This is a genomic window from Streptomyces sp. CNZ287 (assembly GCF_007827615.1).
The window spans coordinates 307826-333008 of the sequence record NZ_VISV01000001.1 but is presented as its reverse complement, the minus strand read 5'-3'; the positions used below and the strand labels follow the sequence as shown (position 1 = coordinate 333008).

General features: G+C 71.7%; 17 protein-coding genes and 4 pseudogenes. 9 read left to right on the top strand and 12 right to left on the bottom strand.

Translation table 11 applies throughout. The annotated features are described in order from the left end of the window. Nucleotides 1–16 precede the first annotated feature (16 nt). Nucleotides 17–863, bottom strand: a pseudogene (locus tag FB457_RS01465) (IS5 family transposase). Between the two features lie 244 nt (nucleotides 864–1107). Between FB457_RS01465 and FB457_RS01460 the strand changes: the two are divergent. After that, nucleotides 1108–1305, top strand: a pseudogene (locus tag FB457_RS01460) (transposase); the annotation flags it as partial. 197 nt (nucleotides 1306–1502) lie between these two features. Here the strand turns inward: FB457_RS01460 and FB457_RS01455 are convergent. Further along, entirely contained in the window at nucleotides 1503–1832 is a 330-nt protein-coding gene (locus tag FB457_RS01455; RefSeq protein ID WP_047017814.1) for a helix-turn-helix domain-containing protein, read from the bottom strand. Nucleotides 1833–2556: 724 nt separating this feature from the next. Between FB457_RS01455 and FB457_RS01450 the strand changes: the two are divergent. After that, a pseudogene (locus FB457_RS01450) lies at nucleotides 2557–2940 on the top strand (ATP-binding protein); the annotation flags it as partial. Nucleotides 2941–3779: 839 nt separating this feature from the next. On the opposite strand, the gene ppk2 reads toward FB457_RS01450, so the two are convergent. The 3 genes and pseudogenes from ppk2 to FB457_RS35795 all read right to left on the bottom strand — a co-directional run bounded on the left by ppk2 (nucleotide 3780) and on the right by FB457_RS35795 (nucleotide 6032). Further along, entirely contained in the window at nucleotides 3780–4643 is an 864-nt protein-coding gene (gene ppk2, locus FB457_RS01440) for a polyphosphate kinase 2 (protein WP_078898425.1), read from the bottom strand. A 529-nt stretch (nucleotides 4644–5172) separates the two neighbouring features. Then, a pseudogene (locus FB457_RS01435) lies at nucleotides 5173–5709 on the bottom strand (BREX system ATP-binding domain-containing protein); the annotation flags it as partial. Continuing rightward, nucleotides 5643–6032, bottom strand: a complete 390-nt coding sequence (locus FB457_RS35795; RefSeq protein WP_486588921.1) for a BREX-2 system ATPase PglY family protein — start codon at nucleotides 6030–6032, stop codon at nucleotides 5643–5645. The gene FB457_RS35795 and the pseudogene FB457_RS01435, both read right to left, overlap by 67 nt. 224 nt (nucleotides 6033–6256) lie before the next feature. On the opposite strand from FB457_RS35795, the gene FB457_RS01425 reads away from it, so the two are divergent. Genes FB457_RS01425 through FB457_RS01410 form a run of 4 tightly spaced genes read left to right on the top strand, consistent with a single transcriptional unit; the run spans nucleotide 6257 to nucleotide 14539 of the window. Beyond that, on the top strand, nucleotides 6257–7855 hold the full coding sequence (locus FB457_RS01425; RefSeq protein WP_145780510.1) for a TIGR02677 family protein: 1599 nt from the start codon (nucleotides 6257–6259) through the stop codon (nucleotides 7853–7855). Further along, nucleotides 7852–9099, top strand: a complete 1248-nt coding sequence (locus FB457_RS01420; protein WP_145780508.1) for a TIGR02678 family protein — start codon at nucleotides 7852–7854, stop codon at nucleotides 9097–9099. Before FB457_RS01425 ends, FB457_RS01420 begins: the two co-directional genes overlap by 4 nt. After that, nucleotides 9096–13259, top strand: coding sequence for a TIGR02680 family protein (locus FB457_RS01415; RefSeq protein ID WP_145780505.1), 4164 nt, complete (start codon nucleotides 9096–9098; stop codon nucleotides 13257–13259). The genes FB457_RS01420 and FB457_RS01415 overlap by 4 nt, the downstream gene beginning before the upstream one ends. Further along, nucleotides 13256–14539 carry a TIGR02679 family protein gene (locus FB457_RS01410; RefSeq protein ID WP_222439482.1) on the top strand — a complete coding sequence of 428 codons (1284 nt, stop codon included), beginning with the start codon at nucleotides 13256–13258 and terminating at the stop codon, nucleotides 14537–14539. Before FB457_RS01415 ends, FB457_RS01410 begins: the two co-directional genes overlap by 4 nt. A gap of 309 nt (nucleotides 14540–14848) precedes the next feature. Here FB457_RS01410 and FB457_RS01405 read toward each other — a convergent pair whose 3' ends face one another. Then, a complete protein-coding gene (locus FB457_RS01405) occupies nucleotides 14849–16558 on the bottom strand; it encodes a sugar ABC transporter substrate-binding protein (RefSeq protein ID WP_047017821.1) in 1710 nt (569 codons plus the stop codon). Between the two features lie 255 nt (nucleotides 16559–16813). On the opposite strand from FB457_RS01405, the gene FB457_RS01400 reads away from it, so the two are divergent. After that, on the top strand, nucleotides 16814–17728 hold the full coding sequence (locus tag FB457_RS01400; protein WP_145780503.1) for an NAD-dependent epimerase/dehydratase family protein: 915 nt from the start codon (nucleotides 16814–16816) through the stop codon (nucleotides 17726–17728). Between the two features lie 15 nt (nucleotides 17729–17743). On the opposite strand, the gene pspAB is transcribed toward FB457_RS01400, so the two are convergent. The 6 genes from pspAB to FB457_RS01370 form a co-directional block, all read right to left on the bottom strand. After that, complete coding sequence (pspAB, locus tag FB457_RS01395; RefSeq protein WP_047017823.1) at nucleotides 17744–18322, bottom strand: PspA-associated protein PspAB; 579 nt, start codon at nucleotides 18320–18322, stop codon at nucleotides 17744–17746. 6 nt (nucleotides 18323–18328) lie between these two features. Next, entirely contained in the window at nucleotides 18329–19258 is a 930-nt protein-coding gene (gene htpX, locus FB457_RS01390) for a zinc metalloprotease HtpX (protein ID WP_047017824.1), read from the bottom strand. 6 nt (nucleotides 19259–19264) lie between these two features. Further along, the gene (pspAA, locus tag FB457_RS01385; protein WP_047017825.1) at nucleotides 19265–19543 is read right to left on the bottom strand and encodes a PspA-associated protein PspAA; all 279 of its coding nucleotides are present in this window, start codon (nucleotides 19541–19543) and stop codon (nucleotides 19265–19267) included. After that, nucleotides 19540–20316 (bottom strand): PspA/IM30 family protein, encoded by a 777-nt coding sequence (locus tag FB457_RS01380; RefSeq protein ID WP_047017826.1) that lies wholly within the window; start codon nucleotides 20314–20316, stop codon nucleotides 19540–19542. The genes pspAA and FB457_RS01380 overlap by 4 nt, the downstream gene beginning before the upstream one ends. A gap of 331 nt (nucleotides 20317–20647) precedes the next feature. Then, complete coding sequence (locus FB457_RS01375; protein ID WP_047017827.1) at nucleotides 20648–21226, bottom strand: hypothetical protein; 579 nt, start codon at nucleotides 21224–21226, stop codon at nucleotides 20648–20650. A 135-nt stretch (nucleotides 21227–21361) separates the two neighbouring features. Further along, on the bottom strand, nucleotides 21362–22924 hold the full coding sequence (locus FB457_RS01370; RefSeq protein WP_486588920.1) for a DUF4246 domain-containing protein: 1563 nt from the start codon (nucleotides 22922–22924) through the stop codon (nucleotides 21362–21364). Between the two features lie 613 nt (nucleotides 22925–23537). On the opposite strand from FB457_RS01370, the gene FB457_RS01365 reads away from it, so the two are divergent. Together FB457_RS01365 and FB457_RS01360 are read left to right on the top strand one after the other, a co-directional pair. Then, the gene (locus FB457_RS01365; protein WP_047017829.1) at nucleotides 23538–24089 is read left to right on the top strand and encodes a sigma-70 family RNA polymerase sigma factor; all 552 of its coding nucleotides are present in this window, start codon (nucleotides 23538–23540) and stop codon (nucleotides 24087–24089) included. Beyond that, nucleotides 24086–24781 (top strand): hypothetical protein, encoded by a 696-nt coding sequence (locus FB457_RS01360; RefSeq protein ID WP_047017830.1) that lies wholly within the window; start codon nucleotides 24086–24088, stop codon nucleotides 24779–24781. Before FB457_RS01365 ends, FB457_RS01360 begins: the two co-directional genes overlap by 4 nt. Nucleotides 24782–25183: the final 402 nt, after the last annotated feature.

Sequence of the window (25183 nt, the reverse complement as noted above, 5' to 3'; positions counted from 1 at the left end):
CGCCTACGGTCCGGGTCTACGTACCGGTGGTGCGATGCAAGGGGCGGGCGCTTGGACGCGTGGCCGGGCGTCCCCGGGCGAGCCGGCGCATCATGAGGCCGATCATGGCCCAGCGGATCACGGTTTCGGCATGGGCGGGATGTGCTCATAGTCGCGGGCCGGCCGGCGGTGGGCGGTCAGCCAGGAAAAGGTCCGCTCGATCGCCCACCGCTTGGGCTGGACCTGGAAGCCACGCTTCCCGGGGTCCTTGCGGACGATCTCCAGCTCGCGGCCGAGGATCTGGGCCATCCAGTCGACCAGGCGTCCGGCGAAGCCCTGGTCCGCCCGGACCTTCTGCACGGACGGATGGTCTAGACGCGCCCACAGCAGCGGGCGCTTGCCTCCGTCGCGGTCCTGGACACTTGCGGCCATGACATGAACGGCCAGCAGCAGACCCAGGGTATCGGTGACCAGGAACCGCTTGCGTCCCTTGACCTTCTTGCCCGCGTCGAAACCCCGCGTTGCCGCCGGGACGGTGTCAGCGGTGCGGACCGACTGCGAGTCGATCAGGCCGGCGCTCGGCTCCTCGCTCCGCCCCGCGGCCCGGCGGACCTGGGCCCGCAGGGCGTCATGGACGCGGACGACGGTGCCCTCGTCGCCCAGCGCACGAAGTACCAGTACACGGTCTGCCAGGGCGGGAAGTCGTGCGGCAGCTGCCGCCAAGGGCAGCCGGTCCGCACCACGTAGAAGATCGCATCCACGATCCGGCGACGTGGGTGCTTCTCCCGCCGCCCGCCCTTCGGCCCCGTTCGCGGTGGCGGGAGTAGCGGCTCCACCAAGGCCCACTGCTCATCGGTCAGATCTGACGGATACCCCCCCAGCACCGGTCACGGCAGGCTCAACGACCACCTCCGCGACGGGACACGGCAGATCTCAAACGCGGTCCCAGAGGCGCAGGCTGCAGGTGGGGCCTCGGTCCGTAGCGGCGGAGGTTCCTCAGCCGGGACGCCTGAACGCGTTTTCCTCGTAAAAGTTGAGAGTTCGTAACACGGTCTTGGGATGTGGTGCTGGTGGCCGTGTCCGGTTTGAGGATTGAGCCCTCGTGAGGGTGTGAGCAACAGGCCGTGAATCGTGGACGACGAGTTGTGGGCGGTGATCGAGCCGTTGCTGCCGAGGTGGCCCGAGCGGTCACCGGGCCCGCGGCCGGTGGATGACCGGCGGTGCCTGCAAGGCATCCTGTTCGTGCTGTACACCGGGATCACCTGACAGCAGCGGCCGCTGGAACTGCGCTTCGGCTCCGGTCAGACCTGCTGGCGCAGGCTGAGGCGCCGGGCCGGCCTCCTCCCGGGCCGACGGGCCGGCTTTCGTATGTCCGGGGCCCGAGGCCCGGGGGCACTGTCTGGGTCTGGTGTCCCAGGGCCGGGACGCAGTTGACCGGAACGCTGTGCGTCCCGGTCAGCACGTGTGGATGGGTAGCCGTGGTTCCGCCGGTGAGGGGTCCGGCGGTGAGGGGTCCGGCGGTCTCAGGCCGCGGGTGACGTTCCGTCAGCGCGGTGGTATTCGGCGTTGATGCGCTGAGCTTCTTCGAGCTGGTCTTCCAGGATCACGATGCGGCAGGCGGCTTCGATGGGGGTGCCGTGGTCGACGAGTTCGCGGGCGCGGGCGGCGATGCGCAGCTGGTAGCGAGAGTAGCGGCGGTGGCCGCCTTCGGAGCGCAAAGGGGTGATCAGGCGGTGCTCGCCGAGGGCTCGGAGGAAGCCCGGGGTGGTGCCGAGCATCTCGGCGGCCCGGCCCATGGTGTAGGCGGGGTAGTCGTCGTCATCGAGACGAACGAACGAATCATCTGCGGTCATCAAACCTCTTGGTGACATACGTCGGGGTGGAACACGGGAGCGGGATGGGTGGGGGTGGCATGCATGGAGGGGCCCTGGTGCCGTGTGGCACCAGGGCCCCGAAGGGGCTGTTTACACCATCTGCCGGCCCTCGCATGGCGCCGGCCTTCTGTGCGCGGACCCGATCAGGATGCTGTCGGGGCGCGGGGATCGCGGTTGCTTGACCGGAGACCACCTCACTATCGATGTCCTGCGGTTCCCGGGCTCAGACGTGCGCCCGGGCGATCCTGATGGTGCCTGGCTCCTCCGTTTCTTCCCTCTGGGATCTGCCACTTGCCTACTGCTGATAATGCGAACTGCACTTGCTGAACTGCGGTACTGCTCATGGCGGCCCTTGATCCTGCGGGCCACCCGGTCCGGTCGTCAGCCCCGTCGCCGTCCTGCGACAACCTGGCTTCGGAACTCCACCACCGCACCGTCCTGCACACTGCAACTACGGGTACTGCTGGCCGGCAGTTCGTCTCTGCCAGACCTCGCTGATCTCTGGTTACGAGAGAAACCATACCCACACCGCCGCTCAATGTCTACTCCAGCCAACACAGATTTTCGTGTGCTCGGTGGTGAGATGATCGACTCTGGTCAGGGAGGGAAGCCGGGAGCGCCCCGGTTTGCGGGCCGCAGGGCCCGGGCACAAGCCCCGGACAGGCAGGACCGGGCGTGGATGATCCAGGGCCAGGGAGACCTGATGGACACGATGAGCGTCGATGTCGCGACCCTCCGCCGTGCCACGTCCCTTGCAGCGCCACGCGCACGCGCCCGGGACTTCCTCGGCGGACTCCGGCCGGCGATCGCGGCCGAGGCCGCCGAGACGGTGGTCCTGGTCGTCTCGGAGCTCGTCACCAACGCCCTGCGCCACGGCGGCGGCGCCTGCACCCTTCAGTTGACCGCGCACCCGGACAGCATCGAGGTGGCCGTGCACGACCACAGCCCGCAGCCGCCGCGCATGCGCACCCCCGACCTGAACGACGGCACCGGAGGATTCGGCTGGCCCATGGTCAGCCGCCTCGCCCGCACCACCACCGTGACCTGCCGGGCAGACGGCAAGACCGTAAGCGCCCTCCTCGACCGCGGGTGTGGGTGCCCGGATACGGCAGAAACGGGCCACGGGGTGACCGCACGCCGCAGGAGTGCCGCGGCGGGTACGAAGTCGGGCTGCGGGTCACCAGCCCCAAACGGGGCGCGAGGTGCTGGTTGATCGGCGCCGGACGCCCTCGCCAGAGCGTTCATCTATCGATCGTTTCGCGAACGCGCCGGCGAGCCCGGCATCCTGACGTCGAATCACCCCTTCGGGAGTTCATTTTCCCGTTCGTCATCTGCCAGCGTTCACCTTTGCCCGGGAAGCCGTTTGATGAACGGTCGGCGCCGAGGGCAGTCCGCCTCGGCAGCGGGGGTGGACATGGCGTTCGAGGAGGCGGTGCTGCACGGTGCGCACCTGCAGGCCCTGTACGTACGGCACCCCCCGCTCCTCGGCGAGCCGGACGAGCACGCTGCGCTGCGGGAGTGCCGCCGGGTGCTGTCCCAGACGGCCGCGGGCCTGCCGGCACCCCGGGGGGGTGCGCTCCGCCCGGCGCGGGGTCCGAGGTACCGCAACGCAGGAGGAGACCGCGATCCCCGCGCTCCGCAGCACCGCCGGCTTGCGAGAAGGCCGCCGGTTCGACCCCTCGATCTCTGTGAGCAGGTCACGCACGGGTGTCGGACCCCCTGCAGCAGCTCCGGGCCCCTTCGGTGCAGACGTATGCCGATACGGCGGAACCGGCACGAAACTCCTCTGTCGCTCGCAAGCAGGTCCGGGTGTTGACAGGAATCTCGACAATTCGCTACGGACGCAGCCTTGAGGTTCGGGGCTTGGATCACCGACAGCGGCGGTGCATGAAGGCAGACAGTGTGACGGCGTCTGGTCTGGGGGCTCTACGGCGTGCGCCGGGAACTGCCCAGGAGCGCGGCGGCGTGGTCCGGCACGTACGTCTGGAGGTGCTTCGGTGGGCGTTCGTACCCGCTCGGCGGTGGACGAGGCGGCAGGCGGAGCTCGGGCTGCCGGATCTCTCGGTAGGGCACCGTGGACAGCAGATGAGCGATCATGTTGATGCGGGCAGCCCGCTTGTCGTCGCTCTCCACGACGAACCAGGGCGCCTCGGGAAGATCGGTGTGCACGAACATCTCGTCCTTGGCCCGGGAGTACGCCTCCCAGCGAGTGATGGACTCCAGATCCATCGCCGAGAGCTTCCAGCGCCGTGCCGGATCGCTCAGCCGCTGCCGGAACCGCCGCTCCTGCTCGGCGTCGCTCACCGAGAACCAGTACTTGCGCAGCAAGATTCCGTCCTCGATGAGCATCCGCTCGAAGCCGGGGCACTGGTGCAGGAAACGCTCGTACTCCTTCTGAGTGCAGAAGCCCATGACGTGCTCGACGCCCGCGCGGTTGTACCAACTGCGGTCGAACAGCACGATCTCACCCGCGGCCGGGAGCCTCGCGACGTAACGCTGGAAGTACCACTGTGTTCGCTCGCGTTCTGTCGGCACGGGCAGGGCGGCGATGCGCACGACACGGGGGTTGAGAAGCGCGGTGACCCGCTTGATCGCACCTCCCTTACCAGCCGCGTCGCGGCCCTCGAAGATCACCACGAGCCGCTCCCCTTCGGCACGGACCCACTCCTGGAGCGTCACCAACTCGGTCTGCAGACGGAGCATCTCCTTCTCGTACAGCGACCTGGGCAGGCGGCTGGGTCCGCCCCCGCCCTGTGACTGCCCACCGTTCGTGCGCTTCGTGCCAGGCACCGTCCTCGCCTCCCTCGCCCACCGGCTGACAGGACCAGGATGGTCTTGTCGGTGAACGCATGCCCCCTGGGCTGAGCCAGTCGTGGGGAACAACCTCGACGGGCCGGTGGCATGTGGCCATACTGCAGGGTGTCTGCCCTCATCGGCTCAGCGGCAATGCTCTTCGAATTGCACTTCTCTTCAATCTGACGAAGGTAATGCAGTGCTCACATGGCAGCCGTGTAGCCCTTAGTGTAATCCGGAGGAACCCCGCCGGCATCTTTCCTATCGAGGACACAGAACTCCGCCGAACCTCCTCCAGCGACGAGGCTAAGGGCTGCCCGTAACCCCGGCGGATCAGCGAGCGGCGTCTGGTGCGGTGCATCGCAAGGCGGAGGGTTGACCGCATACGGGCCCGTGCCAGGCGCCGTGAGCCCGCCTGGGTTACGGGACAGCCCTTCGCCCAGGGAAAGCAGTCGAGGGATCTGCCAAGCCGGACATCAGAGTTCGACCGACCGGCCGCTTCCGTGGGCTGGAAACCGGCTGGATCCAGGCGGGGAGCGATGCCGACTTTGCCGCCGAGGGACCCGGTGACCGCGCGGGCCGGTTCGTCGAGGTAGCCGTCGTCCACGCGGCCGGTGATGCGCTCGGGGTGCCGGGCGGCTCCCGCGTACAGGTCCCGCACCTTGCGTCCGAGTTCGCCGAGCGACGTCAGGTCGAAACCGGGAAGGCGGAGCTGGACCGCGCGGGGGGAGTCGAAGCGGGGGTCGGTCGTGAAGTCGGTGGCAAGGCGCTGGGCCAGCGGGGCCAGACGCTGGGCACCCTGCTGTCCGTCGTAGAAGGCAGGGGTGCCGGGTGATGACGAGGAACAGACCGGGGAAGCGGGCCCCTTCGATCTCGTCGAGGAGCTGGCGCAGCGCGTTGAGGGACTTCTCCCGCACGTCGCCGCGGACGCGCTGGAGGGTTTCCACCTCGTCGAGGACGAGGAGCAGCCCGGGGTGGCCGCAGTCCCGCAGACCGTCAGCAGGCCCTGGAGGAAGCCGAGGGCGGCGAAGTGGTCGAGGCGGCCAGCTCCTCCACCAGGGCGGTCGCGTCGGTGGCGTGCCGGCCGAGCCGGGCCAGCAGCCCGGCCGCTTCCCGCAGCACGACCGCACGCGGGGCGGGGCCGGTGCCGTCCAGGCCGAGCAGGGTGGCGCGCCGGTCCAGCGTGGTGCGCACGCCCTGCACGGCGCGCTCGAACGTCTCCGCCCCGGCGCGGACGTCCTCCGCCAGCTTGTTGACGTTGCGCGCGTACGGGTTCGGCTCGGCCGGGATCCCGAACAGGCGGGCGGCCTGGTCCCTGGCGGCCTCGTACGCGTCCTTGCCGGGCAGCGGCTGGGAGCGCAGCGCCCATCCGTGCCCGATCGCCATCAGGTCGGGCGCCCCCTTCTCCGGGCCGGAGTGGAACACCCACGCCCGGTCGTCGAGCAGGGCGTACACGGCGATGAGGAAGTTCGAGGTCTGCTTGTCGAGGCCGGTGTAACCGAGGTCGTCGGCGATCCAGCGGCGGATGCGGCGTCGGAAAGCGGTCGCGATGTGTGCAGATCCGGTCTCGGTTGCACCGACCCGGGGTCGCTCGGGAAGAATGCCCCGCGATGAGTGCACCCGAATCCGCGCGACACGAGGCCGGGCGCGGCCCGTTCGCTCACCTCACGGTTCCCCATGCCGCCCGCTACCGGCAGGTGATGGCCGTCTTCACCGCGGCCAAGGAGCGCTTCGCGGTGCACCTGCGGCCGGAGGACGTGCACGCCGCGCTGCCGCCGGAGGAGCGGCCGGCCGAGGTGGAGGCCGTGGCCAAGGCGCTGGACAGCCTCGTGCAGTGGGGCAACCTGCGGGCCGACCCGGACACCTCGCGCGTGACCGCGGTCGAGGACTTCTACCGCAAGCGGTTCATCTACCAGCTCACCCCGGCCGGCGAGGCGGTGGAGCTGGCGATCGCGGCGTACGACGAGGCGCTGGGGCGGCGCGGCGCACTTCAGGCCGTCGCACTGCATGACATCGTTACCCAGCTGCGGGCGCTGCTGGTGCTCGCGGCGGACGACGAGCCGGACGCGGCGAAGGCGCATCTGGCACTGGCCGCGCTCGCGGACCGGTTCGCGGCGCTGGCGGAGAACGCGCGGGCCTTCATGGGTTCCCTGCAGCGCACCATCGACCTGCACGGCGTCGAGGTCGAGGTCTTCCTCGCGTACAAGGACCGGCTGATCCAGTATCTGGAGCGGTTCATCCAGGATCTCATCGCCCTCGGTGGGCGGATCGCCCGGCTGATCGGGGAGCTGGAGCAGCAGGGCCGGGTGGAGACGCTGCTGCGGCTCGCGGCTGCCCGCGAATCGGCCGACGCCGCACCGGAGGAGACCGAGACCGCGCAGGCGCGGGCGTACGAGCGCTGGGCGGCCCGGTGGTCGGGGCTGGCCTCCTGGTTCGTCTCCGCGGACGGCCGCGAGTCGCAGGCCCGGCTGCTGCGCGGCCGGGCGCTCGGCGCGATCCCGCAACTACTGGCCGTGGTACGGCAGCTCAACGAGCGGCGGGCCGGACGCACCGACCGCTCCGCGGACTTCCGCACCCTGGCCCGCTGGTTTGCCGAGGCGCCCGACGACGCCGCCCGGCACCGGCTGTGGCGCGCCGCCTTCGGTCTCTATCCGGCCCGGCACCTGACCATCGACGCCGACACCCTGGCGGCGCGGGCCGCGGAGCCGGTGCCGCCCGCCACGCCGTGGGCGGCGGCGGAGCCGCTGAGGATCAGCCCGCAGCTGCGCCGGACGGGCAGCTACGAGCGGCGGGGCAAGCCGCGGCGGGTGTGGGACCGCTCCGCCGAGCGGTGGCGGCTGGCCGAGTACGCGGGCAGGCAGGCGGCCGAGGTCGCCGCGGCCCGCGCCCGGCTGGCCACCGGCGGCGAGGTCCGGCTGTCACAGGTCGGCGAACTCGACCCGCTGGCCTTCGGCTTGTTCCTGCGGCTGCTCGGGGATGCGCTGGCCACCTGGCGCCCGGATACCCTGACCACTACCGTGACCAGCACCGACGGCACGATGGAGATCCGCCTCACCGCGCTGCGGGACGGCGGGCGGGCGGAAGTGCGCACGCCCGCCGGCGTGTTCCGAGGGCCGGATCACCTGGTGGAGATCATCACCCGGGCGGGCACCGTCCAGGCCGTGGACATGTCCGCGGACATGCCGGTGGACACGGGGGTCCGTGCGTGAGCAGCCCTCTCGGCGAGTTCCTGGACGCCCACCGCAGTGCCGAGCTGCAGAGGGCGGCTCGCGCGCTGCTGAAGGAGCCGCTGCTGCTCGCCCGCGGCCCGCAGGCGGACAGCTTCCGGCTGGTTCGGCGCCATGCCGCCGAGCTGCGCGAGTGGTTCGACCGCAACACCGGCTGGCCGCTGCGGGTGGACGCCGAGTCCGCCCGGCTGCTGCGCACCCCCGGCACTCTGGCGGACCCCACGCATCCGGCGCGCGAAGTGAGCCGGTCGCGGGCGCCGTTCACCCGGCGCCGCTACGTGCTGCTGTGCCTGGCGCTGGCGGCGCTGGAGCGCAGTGAGGCGCAGATCGCGCTCGGCCGGCTTGCCGAGCAGGTCGTTCTCGACGCCGCTGACGAGCAACTGGCGGCGGCCGGGCTGGAGTTCACCCTGGAGCGGCGCGACGAGCGCCTCGACCTCGCGGCCGTGGTCCGGCTGCTGCTGCACCTCGGGGTGCTGCGCCGGGTCGCCGGGGACGAGGACGCGTACGTCTCCGGTTCCGGCGATGTGCTGTACGACGTGGAGCGGCGGGTGCTGGCCGGGCTGCTGGCCGCCCGGCGCGGCCCGTCGCTCGTCACCGCGGCCGGGTTCGCCGAGCGGCTGGCCGAACTCACCGCCGAGACCGCGCTGGACAGCGACGAGCTGCGCTTCCGTGCCATCCGCTACCGCCTGACCAGGCGGCTGCTCGACGACCCGGTGCTGTACTACGACGAGCTGACCGACGAGGAGCTGGCGTATCTGACCCGGCAGCGGGCCTTCCTCACGTCCCGTATCACCGAACTGACCGGGCTGGTCGCGGAGGTGAGGGCCGAAGGTATCGCCATGGTGGACCCTCCCGGCGACCTGCGCCCGGGCGGTGCCACCTACGACCTGACCGACGTACGTATGCCCGAGCAGGGTACGTACGGACACGTCACGCTGCTCCTGGCCGAGCATCTGGCCGCCGCGGACGGGCCCGTGACCGAGGCCGCGCTCGGCGCCAAGGTGCGGGAGCTGGCCCGGCAGCACGCCGGGTTCTGGGCCAAGAGCGCCCGGCAGCCGGGCGCCGAGGCGGAGCTGACCGGCCAGGCTCTGGACCGGCTCACCGCGCTGGGCCTGGTGGTCCGTACGGCAGAAGGAGTCGTCCCGCGGCCCGCACTCGCCCGGTACGCGGTGGGAGAACCCGTCGTGCGTCCCGTGCCCGACCCCCGAAAGGCCCCCGAGCAGTGACCGTTCTCCCGCACCCCGCGCCCGGCCGGTGGCGCCCTCTGCGCATCGGCCTGGTCGACCTCTTCTACTACGACACCGAGGAGTTCTGGTTCCGCGACGGCCGCCTGCTCCTGCGCGGCAACAACGGCACCGGCAAGTCCAAGGTCCTCGCCCTCACCCTGCCGTTCCTGCTGGACGGCGACCTGTCCGCGCGCCGCGTGGAGCCCGACGCCGACCCGGGCAAGCGCATGGAGTGGAACCTGCTGCTCGGCGGCGAGCACCCGCACCCCGAGCGGCTCGGCTACACCTGGATCGAGTTCGGCAGACGCGACACCGGCACCGGTCAGACGCACTTCGTCACTCTGCTGTGCGGGCTGAAGGCGGTCGCGGGCCGCGGCATCGCCCGCCACTGGTACGCGGTCACCGACCAGCGGATCGGCGCGGAGCTGAGCCTGGTCGACGCCACCGGCACCGCGCTGTCCCGCGACCGGCTCACGGAGGCCGTCGCGGGCCGCGGCATGGTCTACGACCAGGCGAAGGCGTACCGCAGAGCGGTCGACGAGGCGCTGTTCGGGCTCGGCGAACGGCGCTACGCCGCCCTCGTCGACCTGCTCATCCAGCTCCGCCAGCCGCAGCTCTCGAAACGGCCCAGCGAGGCCGCGCTGTCGCGGGCGCTGACGGAGGCGCTGCCGCCGCTGGATCAGGCGGTGATCGCGGACGTTGCGGAGGCGTTCCGCTCGCTGGACGAGGAGAAGGAGGAGCTGCGGCAGGCGGCCGAGGCAGAGCGGGCCTCCTCCGCGTTCCTCGATCACTACCGCCGCTACGCCCGCGTCGCGGCCCGCCGCCGCGCGCGGCTGCCGCGTACCGAGCACGCCCGCTACGAGCGGCTGGGCCGCGACCTCGGCGCCGCGCGGGAGGAGCTGGCGCAGGCGGAGGCGGACCGGCAGGTGGCCGCGGCCCGGATCGCGGAGCTGGAGGAGACGGCCGTACGGCTGAAGGCGCAGGAGGAGGCGCTGCGGGCAGGGCCGGAGATGCGCAGCGCCCGCGAGCTGGAGCAGGCCGCGGACGACGCCCGGCGCACGGAGGCGGAGCTGCGGCGTGCCGAGGCCGACCGGGAGCAGGCGGCGCAGGACCACACCCGGGCGCTGGGCCGGCTCGCGGATGCCGTCGCCCGGCTCGGGGAAGCGGAGGACCAGCTTGCGCGGATCGTGGAGCAGGAGCGGGAGGTGGCCCGGACCGCCCGGCTCACCGGCGGCCTGCGGACGGACGGCGCCCCGGAAGCGGAGCTGCGCCGGGCGGCCGAGGAGGCGGTGGACCGCAGGCGGCGCACGGTGGACCACGTAGCGGACCTGGCGGCACAGGCCGAACAGGCCGCGGCCGAGCGCCGCGCCGCGGCCCGCCGCCTGGACGAGGCCGAGCGGGAGGCCGGGCACACCGCCGAGCGGCAGGCCGCGGCCGAGGCAGCGACCACCGCGGCGGGAAGCGCGCTCGTCGCCGCCGTACGCGACCATCTCCGGGGCTGCGCCGAGCTGGCCGTCGACGACCCCGAGGGACTGCTCGACGTCCTGACGGACTGGACGATGCATCTGACCGGCCCGTCACCCGCCCGCGAGCGCGCCGCCCACGCCCATCGCGTGCGCGCCGCGCGGCTGGCCGACGAGTCGGCCGCGCTGGGGCGGCGGCTGGCGGACCTCGGCGCCCGGAGGGAGGCGGCCGAGCGGGAGCTGGCCGGGCTCGAAGCGGGCGGCCAGGTCGGGCCGCCGGTGCCTCACACCCGTACCCCGGGTGTACGCGAGGAGGCGCCGGGCGCGCCGCTGTGGCGTCTGATCGACTTCCGCGAACACGTCGGTACGGCGGAACGCGCCGGTCTGGAGGCGGCGCTGGAGGCGTCCGGGCTGCTGGACGCCCGGGTGGTCCCGGACGGCACGGCGCTCGCCGCGGACGGGCACGACGTGCTGCTCGCCCCCGGCGCTCCGCTCACCGGGCGCCCGCGGCTCGACGGAGCCCTGCGCCCGGCGGTGGACCACGGCGACGCGCGGGCCGCCGCGGTGGGCGAGGCGGCCGTGGTCCGGCTGCTCGGGGCGATCGGTCTGGGCGACGGGCCGGGTGACGGCCCCGGCACCGGCCACGGCGACACCTGGGTGGCTCCGGACGGCCGCTTTCGCGTGGGCGCCCTGACCGGAAGCTGGGCGAAGGAAGCCGCCGTGTACGTCGGCGAAGGCGCGCGCGAGGAGGCCCGCCGGACCCGTATCGCCGAGCTGCGCGGCGAACTCGGTGAACTCGCGGCGGCGCGGGAGGCGCTTCAGGCGCAGCGGGACGCGGTGGCCGCCCGGCGCCGCGCCCTGGACGGCGAACTCGCCACCGTCCCTGACCAAGAAGAGGCGGATCTGCGCCACGCCCACGCGCAGACCGCCGCCGCCGCGGAGGCCGCCCACCGGGCCCGTATCCGCCGCGACGAGCACGCCGGGACGGCCCGTGAAGCCGCCCGTGCGGAGGAGACGGCCGCCACCGAACTGGCGGATACCGCCGCGGCCGTGGACCTGCCCGCAGACCGGCCGGGCCTGACCGCCGTACGGCAGGCGCTGGCCGACTACACCGCCGTGCTGGCCGCGTTGTGGCCGGCGCTGCGGGAACGGGCCGCCGCCGCGCGCGCCGCCGCCGAGGACCGCGGCGAGACCGAGCGGGCCGGGGAACGGGTGGCGGAACTGGCCGTACGCGCCGAGGAGTCGGCCCGTACGGCGGCGGCGGCCGGGGAACGCCACGCCACCCTGGGCAGCACCGTGGGCGCGGCCGTGGCCGAGCTCCAGCGGCGGCTGGCGCAGACCGCGGACGCACGGGACGCGTGCGAACGGGGCCAGCGGCAGGCGCGTACGGACCACACCGCGGCGGAGAAGAGCGCCGGGCGCGCGGAGGGGCGGATCGAGCAACTGGAGAAGGACACCCGGGAGGCGACCGCCGCCCGCGCCGAGGCGATTGCCGCGCTGCAGCGGTTCACCGCCACCGGGCTGCTCACCGTGGCGCTTCCGGACGTGGCGGTGCCGGCGCAGGACGCCGGCGGCTGGGCGGCGAAGCCCACCATCGCGCTCGCCCGCACCGTGGAGGCGGAGCTGGCCGAAGCCGGCGTCGACGACTCCGACGGCGCCTGGGAGCGGGTGCAGAAACGGCTCGGCGAGGAGTACAAGAAGCTGCAGGACGCCCTCTCCCGAGGCGGCCACAGCGCCAGCGCGCGGATGACGGACGACGGCATGGCCGTCGACATCCTCTACCAGGGCAGGGAGCGGGCCGTGCCCGAACTTGCGGAGGCGCTGGCGGCCGAGGTGGCCGAGCTGCAGCGGATCCTGTCCGCGCACGAGCGCGAGATCCTGGAGACCCACCTGCTCACCGAGGTCGCCGGCACCCTCCAGGAGCTGATCGCCGCCGCGGAGCTGCAGGTGCGGCGCATGAACGACGAGCTGGAACAGCGCCCCACCTCCACCGGCATGCGGCTGCGGCTGATCTGGCGCCCCTCCCGCAAGGCGCCGGCCGGTCTGGACCGGGCCCGGACGCGGCTGCGGCAGACCGCCGACGCCTGGGCACCGGAGGACCGGGCCGCGGTGGGGGAGTTCCTGCAGGCTCAGATCGCGCGGCAGCAGACCGACGAAGGAGAGGGCGGCGGGAAGGGCAGTTGGCTGGAGGTGCTCACCGCGGCACTGGACTACCGTTCCTGGCACGAGTTCGGAGTGGAACGCCACCAGCAGGGCCGGTGGGTGCCGGCCACCGGACCCGCCTCCGGGGGCGAGCGGGTGCTGGCCATGAGCGTGCCGCTGTTCGCGGCGGCCTCGTCCCACTACGCCACGGCCGCACCGGACGCCCCACGGCTGGTCGCCCTGGACGAGGCGTTCGCGGGTGTCGACGACGACTCCCGTGCCAAGTGCCTCGGCCTGCTGCACGCCTTCGATCTCGACGTGGTGATGACGAGCGAGCGTGAGTGGGCCTGCTACCCGCAGGTGCCGGGGATCGCCATCGCGCAGTTGTCGCGGGTGGACGAGATCGCGGCGGTGCTGGTCACGCGTTGGGAGTGGGACGGGGTGGCCCTGGACCAGGGAGCGGAGCCGGAGCGCACGGCGGCGTCGCAGGGCGGCATCCCCGTGCCGCGGGACGGGGATGCGCAGGAGTCCGGTGCGGAGCCCCTGTGGACGTGAGCGGGGACCGGCCGAACGCCGGAGCCGAGCCGAACGCCGGCGCCGCCGCTGACGAAACGGCGCGTATCGACCCCGACCGCCTCACCCGCCTGCTCGGCGGGCCCGGCCTCGACTGGCTGGTGGAACGCGCCCGACATCGGCTGGCCCGCGGCGAGCCCCTGACCGGCACGGTGACGCTCGCTTCCGCCACGGCCGCACAGCGCGGGGCCGCCGAACGCCTGCTGGGCCGCGCCCCACGTCCAGGCCGCTCACTGAGCGTACGGCTGGACGAGGTCGACGCGGTGCTGCGCCGCTCCCGGGTCAGCCCCGCGGGCCTGGCCGCCGCCGTGACCGCCCTGACCGGCCCCGTGGTCCCGCTCGCAGAGGCCCGCGAGCGTCAGGCACGGGCGTGGGAGGAGGCGTACGCACCACTCGCCGCCCTGCCCGCGGAACTGGCGGACTGGGCCGATGACATCCGCCGGGACGGCCTCGTACGCCGCCTCGCCCGCAGCCCCGATGCGGCCCGCCCTCTGCTCGCCGCGACCGTCTCGGCGCTCGGCGCGCTCCCCGCCGAGCCGGCCCGCCCGCTGCCCGAGTTCGCTGCCCAGACGCTTGGTGATGCCCACGCCCTCGACGACGGCACCCCGCTCGCCACCCTGGTCCGCTCCGGCGTCCGGGCCCTGACCGGCTTCCCCGACGGCGAAGGCGCCGAGTGGCGCCGGGCGGCCTGGGCCTCGGCGGGCCTGCTGAAGGACGCCCTGTCCGCCACCGTGCTGGCGCTGGGTGTACGCGGCACCGCGGCACTCGACGCGCTCGCCGACGCGGGCGAGCCGGCGGTGCTCACCTTGCGCCAACTCGCCCACGGCGCGCCCCGCCCGCCGGCGACCGCCCCCGCGGTGTACGTATGCGAGAACCCCGCGGTCGTCGCCGCCGCGGCCGATGCGTACGGCGCCGACTGCGCCCCTCTGGTCTGCCTCCAGGGCCAGCCCTCGGCCGCCGCGCTCACCCTGCTGCGGCTCCTGCACACGGCCGGAGCACGGCTGCTCTATCACGGCGATTTCGACTGGGGCGGCCTGCGCATCGCGGGGGGCCTGCTGCGCCGCGTTCCGTGGCGCCCCTGGCGCTACACCGCGGCGGATTACCGGGCGGCAGCGGCCACGATGCCGCTTGCGCGCCCGTTGCGGGGCACCCCCGCGTCCGCCCCCTGGGACCCCGCACTGAGCGCCGCTCTCACCGAGGTCGGGGTCGGTGTGGAGGAGGAGAGCGTCATCGACGACCTGCTCAGCGATCTGATTCGCTGAACCAAGAGCACTGACGGCGAACGCCCTGCTTGCACCCACTGCTGGATCTGCGCTGGGTTGCGCCCAGACATGAGGCGTTCTCACTGCTGGCAGTCTTCGCCCGGTTCCGGTGGCTGGATTCTGGCTGGATCCAGTCCGACCCTCCGCCGTTTCCGCAGGTCGAAACTGTGTACCCGGTGTTCCGCTTCAACGTCTAGGCCACGCAGAGCCGCGGCTCCGGCGAACTGGCAAACCATCAGGTCAGCCGGGGGCCGGGGGGATCCTGGGGGTGCACCGCCGATCGCACCACCGGGTCGGCTTCGGGGGGCGCTACTCGGCGCCGCGTGCTTCCCGGAGTAGTTCCCATCCGGCCTCGGCCGCCTCCCCGGCCACGGCACGCGGGTCGCCCTCGCCGGCCAGGACCTTGTACTCGGTATGTCCGAGGAGTTGCCACGCCGCGCGCATCTCCGGCCACGACGGCATCACTTGGCCGTCGTCACATTGACCGATGTACGGACGCAGGATCGCGTCCCGGGCGGCGACGGTGCCCATCGCCTCCTCCTGTACGGGTACCAGCTGCTGAAGCTTGTTGAGGTCTTCACCCGCGTCCGGCCGGGACAGATAGGAGGTCACCAGGTCGCGTGCCGCGGGAACGTTCGGTGCGTCCCGGTAGATGTAGAAGCCGTACACCGAGACCATCGACACGGCTTGCCTGTCACCCAGCGGAGGTACCGCGGCGACGCTCACGTCCATGCGCTGGTCCTTGATCGCGGCGAGGGCACGTGACGAGCAGACCAGAAACGGGGCGCGGCCCTCCAGGAAGAGCGGTAAGGCTTCCGCGCGGCCGATGTCCGGGTTCAGCGCGCCGCTCCCGCCCGGGCCGGTGCCGAGCTTGCTCAGCCGGACGAACGCGTTCACGAAGTTCTCGCGCCACGCCGAGATGTCCTCGAACCTGTCGGCGCCGCCCGCTTCGGAGGGAGTCCTGCGCAGGCCGAAGAACGTCCCGCCGCTGCTGGAGAACAGTGGCCACATGTGGTACGGGTCGCCGGCATTCCCCGCTGGGTCAGGGGAGCCGACCTGGAGCGCGACTCCGGCACCGTCCGCGATCCCTTTGGCCGCGACGGCTGCGTTACCGGCGCGGACGGTCTCGTCGAACGCCGTCGGCATCGGACCGTTGCCCGCAAGCGCGTTGTTGCGGATCAGAGCCACGCTGTCGAAGACGTACGGTATCGCGTAGAGCTGTTCCTGGCTGGTGAGCGCTTCCACAGCGACAGGGGAGATCCGGGCCAGCCCTGCGGGGCTGAACGGCGGCTCGAGTACCGAGCCTTCCCGTACGACGCGCCCGATCCAGTCATGCGGCCCGGCCACCACGTCCGGAACATGGTAGCCGCGTGGTGGGCGGCCAGTCGCGACGAGTCGTGTGAACGCTTCCTCCAGCGCCTCGGTGCGGTCGAACGACTCCACCCTGACAGAGACCGCGTACGTTCTGCGGAAGGGACTGGAACTCCCGAAGTATTTCGCGAGCGTGCGAGCCCGGGTCCGCTCCGCCCAGACCACCAGCGACCGCACCCGGTCGAGCCGCTCTTCGTTCCGGGACCAGTAGCCTTTGCCGTCCCGGAAGGTGATCTGTACGTCGTGCGGTGTGCCGTGATGCCTGGTCGAGGCATCCGCGGGAGACGGCCTGGCCTTCACCGACCGGTGGACGTCGTCGCTCGGCCACAGATGCTCGTCGCCCGCCTTGAGGACGGCGATGTCTTTGCGGGCCGTACGCAGGTGCGAGCCGCAGGTGACGGTGACGACCAGCTTCTGGAACGTGGCCGTGGACTCGTTGAGGACGAGGGCTCCTGTCGAGTCGGGGCCCGAATCGACCTGCCAGCCGATCTTGAGGCTTTTCGCCCGCACCGTCCGTTGGTTGGAACGGATGACTCGTGTGAGAGCGACGACTCCTGTGATCGCGGTACAGACGGCGACGACGGTGGAGGCAACGACTTCGATGTTGCTCAGGAACGGCAACACCGCCGCGTAGTCAAGTGACCGCATTGCCGCACCATACCCAGGCACCTGCGTCTTCGCGAGAAGTCCGGGGCCGGAAGCCGGCCCTGCCGTACATCTGGCGCTTGATCAGGTTGGTCTTGTCGTTGACGCCACGGCGCGCCCAGCGGCTGCGTGCGGGGCTCACCGCGGTCCGGTCGGTGTGGACATACCCTGAACCTCCAGGTGTTCGGCAACCGGCCCGTGCCGTACGTCCGGTCGCCGCGCCCTGCGCCGAGCCCGCCCGGAGCCCTGGAGGAGCGCATGTCCCTCGCCGTCGTGGTCGGTGCCGGTGGCACCGGTGTGGCCACCGCACGTCTGCTCGCCGACGCCGGCCACCGCGTCCGCCTCGTCACCCGCGGGGGCGGCGGGCCCGAGCACCCGGCGATCGAGCGCGTGGCCGCCGACGCCGCCGACGCCGACCGGCTCTCGGAGGTCGCCCGGGGCGCCGCCACCCTGTTCAACTGCGCCGCCCCGCCGTACCACACCTGGCCCAAGGCCCTCCCGCCGCTGGCCGAAGGGCTGCTCACCGCGGCGGAACGCACCGGCGCCGACTACGTCATGCTCGACAACCTCTACGCCTACGGGCCGGTCGAAGGCCCCATGACCGAGGACCTGCCCCTGGCCCCCTCCAGCGTCAAGGGCCGCGTCCGGGCCGAGGTCTGGCGGCAGGCCGACGCCGCGCACGAGGCCGGCCGGGTGCGCGTGACGACCGTACGGGCCTCGGACTTCATCGGCGCCGGGGCGTACTCCGTCATCACCGTCACCGTCGCGCCCAAGGTGCTGGCCGGCAAGCCCGCGCCGGTGCCCGCCGACCTGGACGCCCCGCACAGTTGGACGGCCACCCGGGACGCCGCCCGGGCGCTCGTGGCGGTCGCGCAGGACGAGCGGGCCTGGGGCCGCGTCTGGCACGCGCCCACCGCTGCGCCTCTCTCCGTACGCGAACTGGCCGCGCGCCTGGCCCGGCTGGCGGAGGTACGCGAGCCGCGGTTGCGCGCGATGCCGGGCTGGCTGCTCCGCGCCGGCGGGCTCTTCTCGCCGGTGGTACGGGAACTGCCGGAGATGCAGTACCAGTTCCAGCAGCCGTTCGTCCTGGACTCGTCCCGTATCGAGGAGACGTTCGGCCTCCACCCCACCCCGCTCGACGACGTGCTCCGGGAGATGATCGCGGCCGGCTGAACGCGGCGGTGGGCCTCACAGGCCCGGGGCGCCCCAGAGCGGGAACCAGCGGGTCAGGTCCTCCTCGACACGCAGGTCATCCTTGACCACGGCCTTGACCTGGAGTTCCAGCGGGTTGTCCCGTTTCTCGCCGGACAGCGGGGCGAAGGGGTAGAAGGTGCCCCGCTTGTAGAGGTAGACCAGCGCCAGGGAGCGCATCTCAACGTCGTGGAAGGTGACCAGGGAGCAGAGGAGCTGCGGCCCGAAGCCGCTGTCCTCCAGCGCCGAGTTCACCGCGTGCAGGTCGCCGACCAGCGCGGGCAGGTCGTCCGGGGTGCGGCGGGAGAGCAGCCAGGAGTACCCGTAGTCGTCGCGGCTGAACTCGACCGGCGCGCCGGCCCGTTCGGAGTCGGCGTCCAGCAGGGCCCGTACCTCCTGCTGGACCTGCGCGAAGGCCCCGCCCTCGATGGACGCGAAGCACACCGAGCCCGCGCCGGTCGGGGTGAAGCCGACGGCCGCCTGGAGCGTGATCGCCGCGGAGGGGAGCCCGAAGAGCTGGTCGAGGTCGGGCTTGACCGGCTTGGACCGGCCGAAGAGGGAGTCAAGGAAGCCCACGAGGTCTCAGCTCCTTCCCGCGGCGTCCCCGCCGCCTCCGGGCTCGCCCAGTTCGGCGGAGATCCCCGCGAGGGCCTCCAGACGGCGCTCCAGGGTGGGGTGGGTGGAGAACAGGTTGGCCATCGCGGTGCCCGGGCGGATGGCGGGGGTGAAGAAGAACGCGTTGAACGCCTGGGAGGTGCGCAGATCCTGGGTGGGGATACGGGCGATGTCCCCGCTGATCTTGGTGAGGGCCGACGCCAGCGCGGAGGGCTTGGCGGTCAGCATGGCCCCGGCGCGGTCGGCGGCGAGCTCGCGGTAGCGCGAGAGGGCGCGGATGAGCACGAAACTGACCGCGTAGACGACCGCCGAGACGGCCATCACCGCCGCGAGGATGACGATGGTGTTCTGGTCGCGCGAGCGTCCGCCGAAGATCTGGGAGTAGAAGGCGAAGCGGACGACGAGTCCCGCGATCACACCCAGGAACGAGGCGATGGTGATCACCGCCACGTCGCGGTGCGCGATGTGGGACAGCTCGTGGGCGAGGACGCCTTCGAGCTCCTCGGTCGTCAGGCGGCGCTGCAGTCCCTTGGTGACGCAGACGACGGCGTGGTCGGCGTTGCGGCCGGTGGCGAAGGCGTTCGGCAGGTCCATCCCGGAGACGGCCACCCGGGGCTTGGGCATGTCCGCGGTGGCGCACAGCCGGTCGATGATGCCGTGCAACTGGGGTTCTTCCTCGGGCGTGACGAATCTGCCGTGCATCGCGTACAGGGCGATCCGGTCCGAGAACCAGTACTGCAGCGCCAGCACCCCGACGGCGATGACCACCACCAGCACGACGGACTTGAGCAGTGCGATCAGCGCGGCGACGAAGGCCACGTACACCAGCCCGAGCAGGAACATCGTGACCACCATGCGGGTGGTCAGGCGCCGGTCGGGCTCAAAGCGGCTGCGCATCAGTCCTCACCCCGGGATCAGACCATCGTCGGAAAGCAGGTGCCTCACCTGCGTGAGGCTGGTGCCCTCGTCGGGCAGTACCAGGTCGGACGGCGTGATCTCCTCGTCCGGCAGCGGCCGGCCCAGGCTGCGTACGACGTCCAGAAGCGAGGACAGAGCGGTACCGAACGCTCCCTCGTCACCCGCGTCCGCGGCCGACTGGAGGGCGGCGTCCAGATGGTTGAGCCGGTCCAGGTGCTGGTCGGCGACCTCGTACTGGCCCTCGCCGAGAATCCGGATGATCACGACGTCGCCTCCTCGTCCGAGCCGCCCCCGGCGGCGCCGGGATCTCCCTTCTCCTCCGGGGCGGAACCGGCGGGCAACTGCGCCTTCATCCGGGCCAGCTCGATCTCCACGTCCTGATCCGCACCCACGCGCTCGAGCTCGGTCTCGATGTCGTCCCGGCCGCCCGGCAGCGTGGCGTCCTCCAGCGCCCCGGAATCGATCAGCTCGTCCAGCGCGCCCGCGCGCGCCTGCATCTGCTCGGTCTTGTCCTGGGCCCGTTGCACGGCGAGGCCGACATCGCCCATCTCCTCGCCGACGCCGCTGACGGCCTCGGTGATCCGGGTCTGGGCCTCGGCCGCGGTGTAGGTGGCCTTGATCGTCTCCTTGCGGGTACGGAACGAGTCCACCTTCGCCTGGAGGCGCTGCGAGGCCAGGGTCAGCTTTTCTTCCTCCGCCTGCAGCGCCGTCTGCTGATCCTGCAGATCGGCGATCTGCGAGGCCGCGGTGGTACGGCGGGTGAGCGCCTCGCGGGCCAGGTCCTCCCGGCCGACCGCGAGCGCCTGCTGTGCCTGGCCCTCCAGCTTGTCCGTGGACTGCCGCAACTGGTCCGCCTGCAGCTCGATGCGTTTGCGGCTGGTGGCGACGTCGGCCAGACCGCGCCGTACCTTCTGCAGCATCTCCAACTGCTGCTGGTATGAGTAGTCCAGGACTTCACGCGGGTCCTCGGCCCGGTCGAGCGCCTTGTTGGCCTTGATCCGGAACAGGTCGCCGATACGCTTGGTGATGCCGGTCATGAGACCGCCCTCCTCTCGCCTCTCGACTTCGCTTGACGCGCGAGAGACAGGCCGGGCGATTGCGCATACGCGCGCGGTGAGCCTGCCGCGTGGGGCCACAACCCCGACCATGGCACTTCCATTGTGCCGCACCTGCGCGGTCCGGCATCTTCACCGGCTGTGGGCGGGGGTGTAGGGGCGGACGCCGGGCTTCGCCCTGGGCGGCGGGGGCGCTACGCAGAGTGAGGGAAGCGCGTGGAGGAAGGCGTGCCTTGCGTACGGAGCCGCCGGGCGGGGGCGGCTCCGTACGCGACGGGACGCGACGGGACGCGACGGGACGGCGGGACGGGGCTCAGTCCGTGATGAACCACTCGTCCTTGAGGTACCCCATGGTGCGCCTGCCGAGTTCGCTGTCGGAGAAGGTGACGGAGGCCCTGATCGCTTCTGCGGGAATCTCGACCCTGTCGGAGGCGAGCACGGTGACGCCCTGCGGGTCGACGGTGGCGGTCCTCAGGGCCTCCTTCTGCTCCGGCGAGATCATCTGGAACATGGCGAGGAACGCCGTCGTGCACGGGCCGACGCCCTCGGCCTCCCCCTTCTCGGCGGCGGGCCCGGCGACCTCGCAGACGGTGTCGACGTCCTCACGGCCCACGGCGTGGAGGTACACCTCGTACCGCTCGATCGCGCCCTCCTTCGTCTTGGGCGCGGGCCCGTCGCCGGCCGGAAGGGCGGACGGCTTCTCGCTCGGGGCGGACGGGGACGGGTCGCCCGCGGGCTTCTCGACCCCCGTGGACGCGGACGGCTCCGACACCTCCGACGCTCGCGGGGCCTTCGCGTCCGAGTCGTCCTTCGCCTTGCCCGGACCACACGCGCACGCGACCAGGGCCACACACCCCGCCAACGCCACGCTCACCATCGTCCGAGCCCTCACGGGTCCCCCTCAGCATCAGCCGGCAACACAAGGAGGTCACGCAGCCCGGGCCGGAACGGTTCCGGCTGAGCCGGAGCAATACCGGCCAGGACCACGAGGGGGCGCACCGACCGCGCCCGGCCCGCCGGGCCGGCCTCAGTGCTCGCAGAGGGAGAACTCCCGCTCGTAGAGCTGTTCGTTGTGTTCGTCGACGAAGAACTTGCGTTCGTGCATGAGCTGTTCGCGGTGGGCCCTGGCCTCCTCCAGCGTCATGGTCGACGTGTCGGCCCAGGGCTGCTGCGGCGGCACATCGGACGTCGAGACGACGGTCGTCTCCGGGTCGACCAGGAAGAACACGAGAATCTTGCGATGCCCCGGGCGGGTGGGGTCCGCGAGGCGGAACTCGCCGACGCGGTGCTGGAGGATGTTCGGGAAGGCCAGGCAGCGGCCGGCGGGGGTGGCTGCGGAGCCGAGTACCTGGTTCAGCGCGTCCTCGTCCTCCAGGCCGTAGACCTCGCGCACGCCGTTGTCGTCGTTCTGCTCGTAGCCCGGCTGGTCGAGGGCCGCCCGGAAGCTCAGCCGGCTTTCTGTGATGTTCTCGCTGTCCCAGTAGTAGATGCCGGTCGAGACGATCCGCTCGTTCACCATCCCCTCGACGTGCCACGACCCACCGGCGTACTCGGGCCTGTCCGGGGTGAGATGGATCGTGGCCAGCTTGACTATGACCTGGAGCCGCCGCCCGCGCAGGTCGACGCGGGCGGAGTCGCCGGGCGGCTCGGGCGGGGTGAAGACCGGCGCGTCCGGGATGACCGGGCTCCGGTTCTCCCACCAGTCGTCCTGGGCCTGCTCCCAGGCGCGTACGGCCTCCTCGTGGGCCGCCTTGTCGCTGTGATCCTCCTCGTCCGGATACTCCGGCTCGGAGTCGTACCACCCGTACGGATCCGGCTCGATCCGCAGGGGCCGTGGATGGCGCAGATCGGTGAGCACGTTCTCCAGCAGCGGCAGCAGGCGGGCGAACAGGTCGGGGAGGACGGCGGCCAGCTCGCGATGGGTCTCGGGGTGGACATTGTTCACGTACGAACGGAAGGCGACCTCGCCGTCGGCACTGACGTCGACGTCGGTGGGCAGCCACTGGTACTTCTCCGAGAACTCGTACGCCGACCAGCGGTCCGTCGGATTCCGCCAGGCCCGCTCGGGCCCGCCGCTCACCCCGTTCACCAGACAGAAGAGCGAGGGATGAACCAGATCCAGCACCTGCCCCTCGGACCCGGGATGCCAGTCCCGCACCTCTTCCGGTACCTCCTCCAGCACCCGGACCGCCTCCCGCAACCGGGCCCTCAGCCCGTCATCGACCAGCCGGTCCGACTGCCACACCCCATCGACGGCGGAAACCTCCACGCCGTTCCTCCCGTCGCGCAGCGCCGCGTAATGCGTGAGCTCGGCAAGGACATAACTGACCTGCGCTTCGGTGAGACCCTGGGCGATCGCCTCTTGCGTCCACCTGGCGACGACGCCGGCGTCGTTCATCTTGTCGAACCACTCCGGCTTCGCCCGAATATGGGCGCTGCACTGCATCATCTCGAGTTCCCGAAGGGTGCGAGGCTTCGCGAACGAGAGGGAACGCGATGCCTGGAAGGGCAGCGGGAAAGCAGAAACGCGACTCAATTCTCTTGATCCTCCCGGTCGATGTGCGGTGGCCGGAAGCGTACGGGACCCCACTGACACCCGGCCCCACCCTCCCACCCCCGCAGGTCAGCCAGCAGGGAGCCCACCGCCGCCCCACCTCGCCCCGCACACCGGCGGCCCTCTCGGGGCGGCGGGGGCCCTCCGGGTGTTCAGAAGTTCGCCGCCCGCGCGGAGGGCCGTCATGACCAGGCTGGCCGCCGCTACGCGGGACGCTCGGGCTCCGGGGGCCGTCGCGCGCGGCATCGTGGCGACTGTGCCGTCCTGGACATCGGGTGGACCAGTGCATTCGCATGCCTGGCCATTTCCGGTCGAGCAGTGCGCAATGGTCGGCGCAAGGTGGTCTGGTTTGATCGCTGATTCGTGGCTGCAATTTCAGGGCTCAGGGCACAGCTCGCACGGTGAGACACATCACCACGCCGGAAAGGTGTAGACCGCGGCTCTGTCGGATTCTCGAACGTACAGTTCGCCGGGCGTTACCGCGGGTTAAGGAGTCGTGCGTGGCGCGGAATCCATGATCGCGGGGCGAAATCGACGCGCTGCTCATGCGTGTTCGCTCATGCGGTCGGGTTGGCTGGGTGCAGCACGTTCATCGGGTGACGAGGGAGTCGCCCGATTCTCCATATCCGCCCCCGCTCGAAGAGGACCTATGACCGAGGAAGTCCCCGCAGAGGATCACAGCAGCCCGGTGACGCACGCCATGCTGCACGTCCCGCCCGTGTGCGAGGCGCTGTACCTCGCCAACGCGGACGCCTACTTCACCTACGCCCAGTACTGGCTCGACGACGAGACCGCGGAAGAGGCGATCCACCTGGCGTTCCATCAGATCCGCAACCGCTGGGAGGAACTGGGCCGGCACGGCGATCTGCGGCAGCAGGCGTGGGCGATCCTGCGCCGGGTTGTCGCCTCGTACGTCGAGGAGTCGGCGGTGCGGCGCGAGATCGCGCACGTGCTGGCCGTGTACCAGGAACTTCTGGAGCAGCAGCACGCGGGCGTCGGGCTCTACGAGGCGATAGCGAAGCTCTCGCCGCGGCAGTTCGACGTGGTGGTCCTGCGCTACCTGTGCAAGTTCCCCACCGAGCGGATCGCCTGGTACCTGGGTGTCACGGCCAGCACCGTCGACTACCACTGCCGTCGCGCCACGAAGCGCCTGGAGCGGGATCTCGCGCAGTTGCTGAAGAAGGACGGGGACACGAAGTGAGCGAGCAGAGCGCGGCAGTGGAACAACTCCTGGCGGGGGCCGGGGAGATGATGCTGGCGGGCCGGCGGCGGTTCGATGTGGCGGCCGGTCTCCGGCGGCTGCGGGAGGGGCCGGCCGGGTATACGGGCCCGGGCACGGACGCCTCTCCCGTGGTGCAGGCGCGGGACGAGTTGTCGGTCCTGGTGCGCTGGACCGTCAACCGGGCCGGGGCGAGGGGGTTCGTCGGCCGGCTGGCCAGTCTGCTCAGCGACCACGGGCCGCAGTGCCACGAGGCGTGGCTGGAGGTTCCCGACATAGACGGGGCGATCCGCGGCATGCAGGTCTTCGCCTGCATGCTGTACCAGGCGGATCACCGGGAAAGCGCGCAGTTCTGGTGGCAGTTGGCCGCCGGCGCCGGCAGCCGCGCCGCCGCCTACTGCCTGCACCTGCACCACCTCGGCCTGGGCGAGCCCGCCGAGGCCGGCCACTGGCGTACGCAACTGCAGGAGGACGGCGGACCCGACGACGAGTTCATATCCGGCGTGAGCCTCTTCGCCGACTACGTCGACCGCAACTGCGAACCCGGCTGGGAACCGCACATGCACCGGGAAATACAGCGGCTGGCCTCCCGCGAAGACGTCCGCGACGCGCTGGTCTGCCGCCCGGAGAGCGAGATCGCCGACCGCTTCCAGCGCTACTGCGAGCAGCACTGACGGCAGAAGGGCGTCCCGGTGCCTCAGCTCACGCGCCGCCGGTCAATTCCGCCATGCGGCAGAGGAACAACCAGACCTGCGTGCACTGCGCCCCGCCTCCCGGTGGTATTGCCGGTGCGGCAGGCGCATTGGGAGAGTTCCCCACGCACCTGCTGCACGGCCTGTACTACGGCCTCGGTACCGGGCTGGCGGGCCTCCTCTTCTGGTGGGTAGGGCAGATGATCTAGCCCATCCCCCGCACCGACGGCACCGCGCCGGAGAGATCCGCGCGCGGTGCCGTCCCTGCGAGGACCCTCGCGAGGGCTCGGTACACCCCAGGGACAGGTCTGACCGGATTGCGCCCTTTCGGCAGGCATCACAACAGCTCAGGCTGATTTCGTAGCGTCGCCGGACAGTGTGGAG

Excerpts from the sequence above, each read along its gene's own strand:
- FB457_RS01455 (WP_047017814.1), bottom strand. The coding sequence starts at position 1,832 with ATGACCGCAGATGATTCGTTCGTTCGTCTCGATGACGACGACTACCCC.
- FB457_RS35795 (WP_486588921.1), bottom strand. The coding sequence starts at position 6,032 with ATGGCGATCGGGCACGGATGGGCGCTGCGCTCCCAGCCGCTGCCCGGC.
- FB457_RS01425 (WP_145780510.1), top strand. The coding sequence starts at position 6,257 with ATGAGTGCACCCGAATCCGCGCGACACGAGGCCGGGCGCGGCCCGTTC.
- FB457_RS01405 (WP_047017821.1), bottom strand. The coding sequence starts at position 16,558 with ATGCGGTCACTTGACTACGCGGCGGTGTTGCCGTTCCTGAGCAACATC.
- FB457_RS01400 (WP_145780503.1), top strand. The coding sequence starts at position 16,814 with ATGTCCCTCGCCGTCGTGGTCGGTGCCGGTGGCACCGGTGTGGCCACC.
- htpX (WP_047017824.1), bottom strand. The coding sequence starts at position 19,258 with ATGCGCAGCCGCTTTGAGCCCGACCGGCGCCTGACCACCCGCATGGTG.
- FB457_RS01380 (WP_047017826.1), bottom strand. The coding sequence starts at position 20,316 with ATGACCGGCATCACCAAGCGTATCGGCGACCTGTTCCGGATCAAGGCC.
- FB457_RS01365 (WP_047017829.1), top strand. The coding sequence starts at position 23,538 with ATGACCGAGGAAGTCCCCGCAGAGGATCACAGCAGCCCGGTGACGCAC.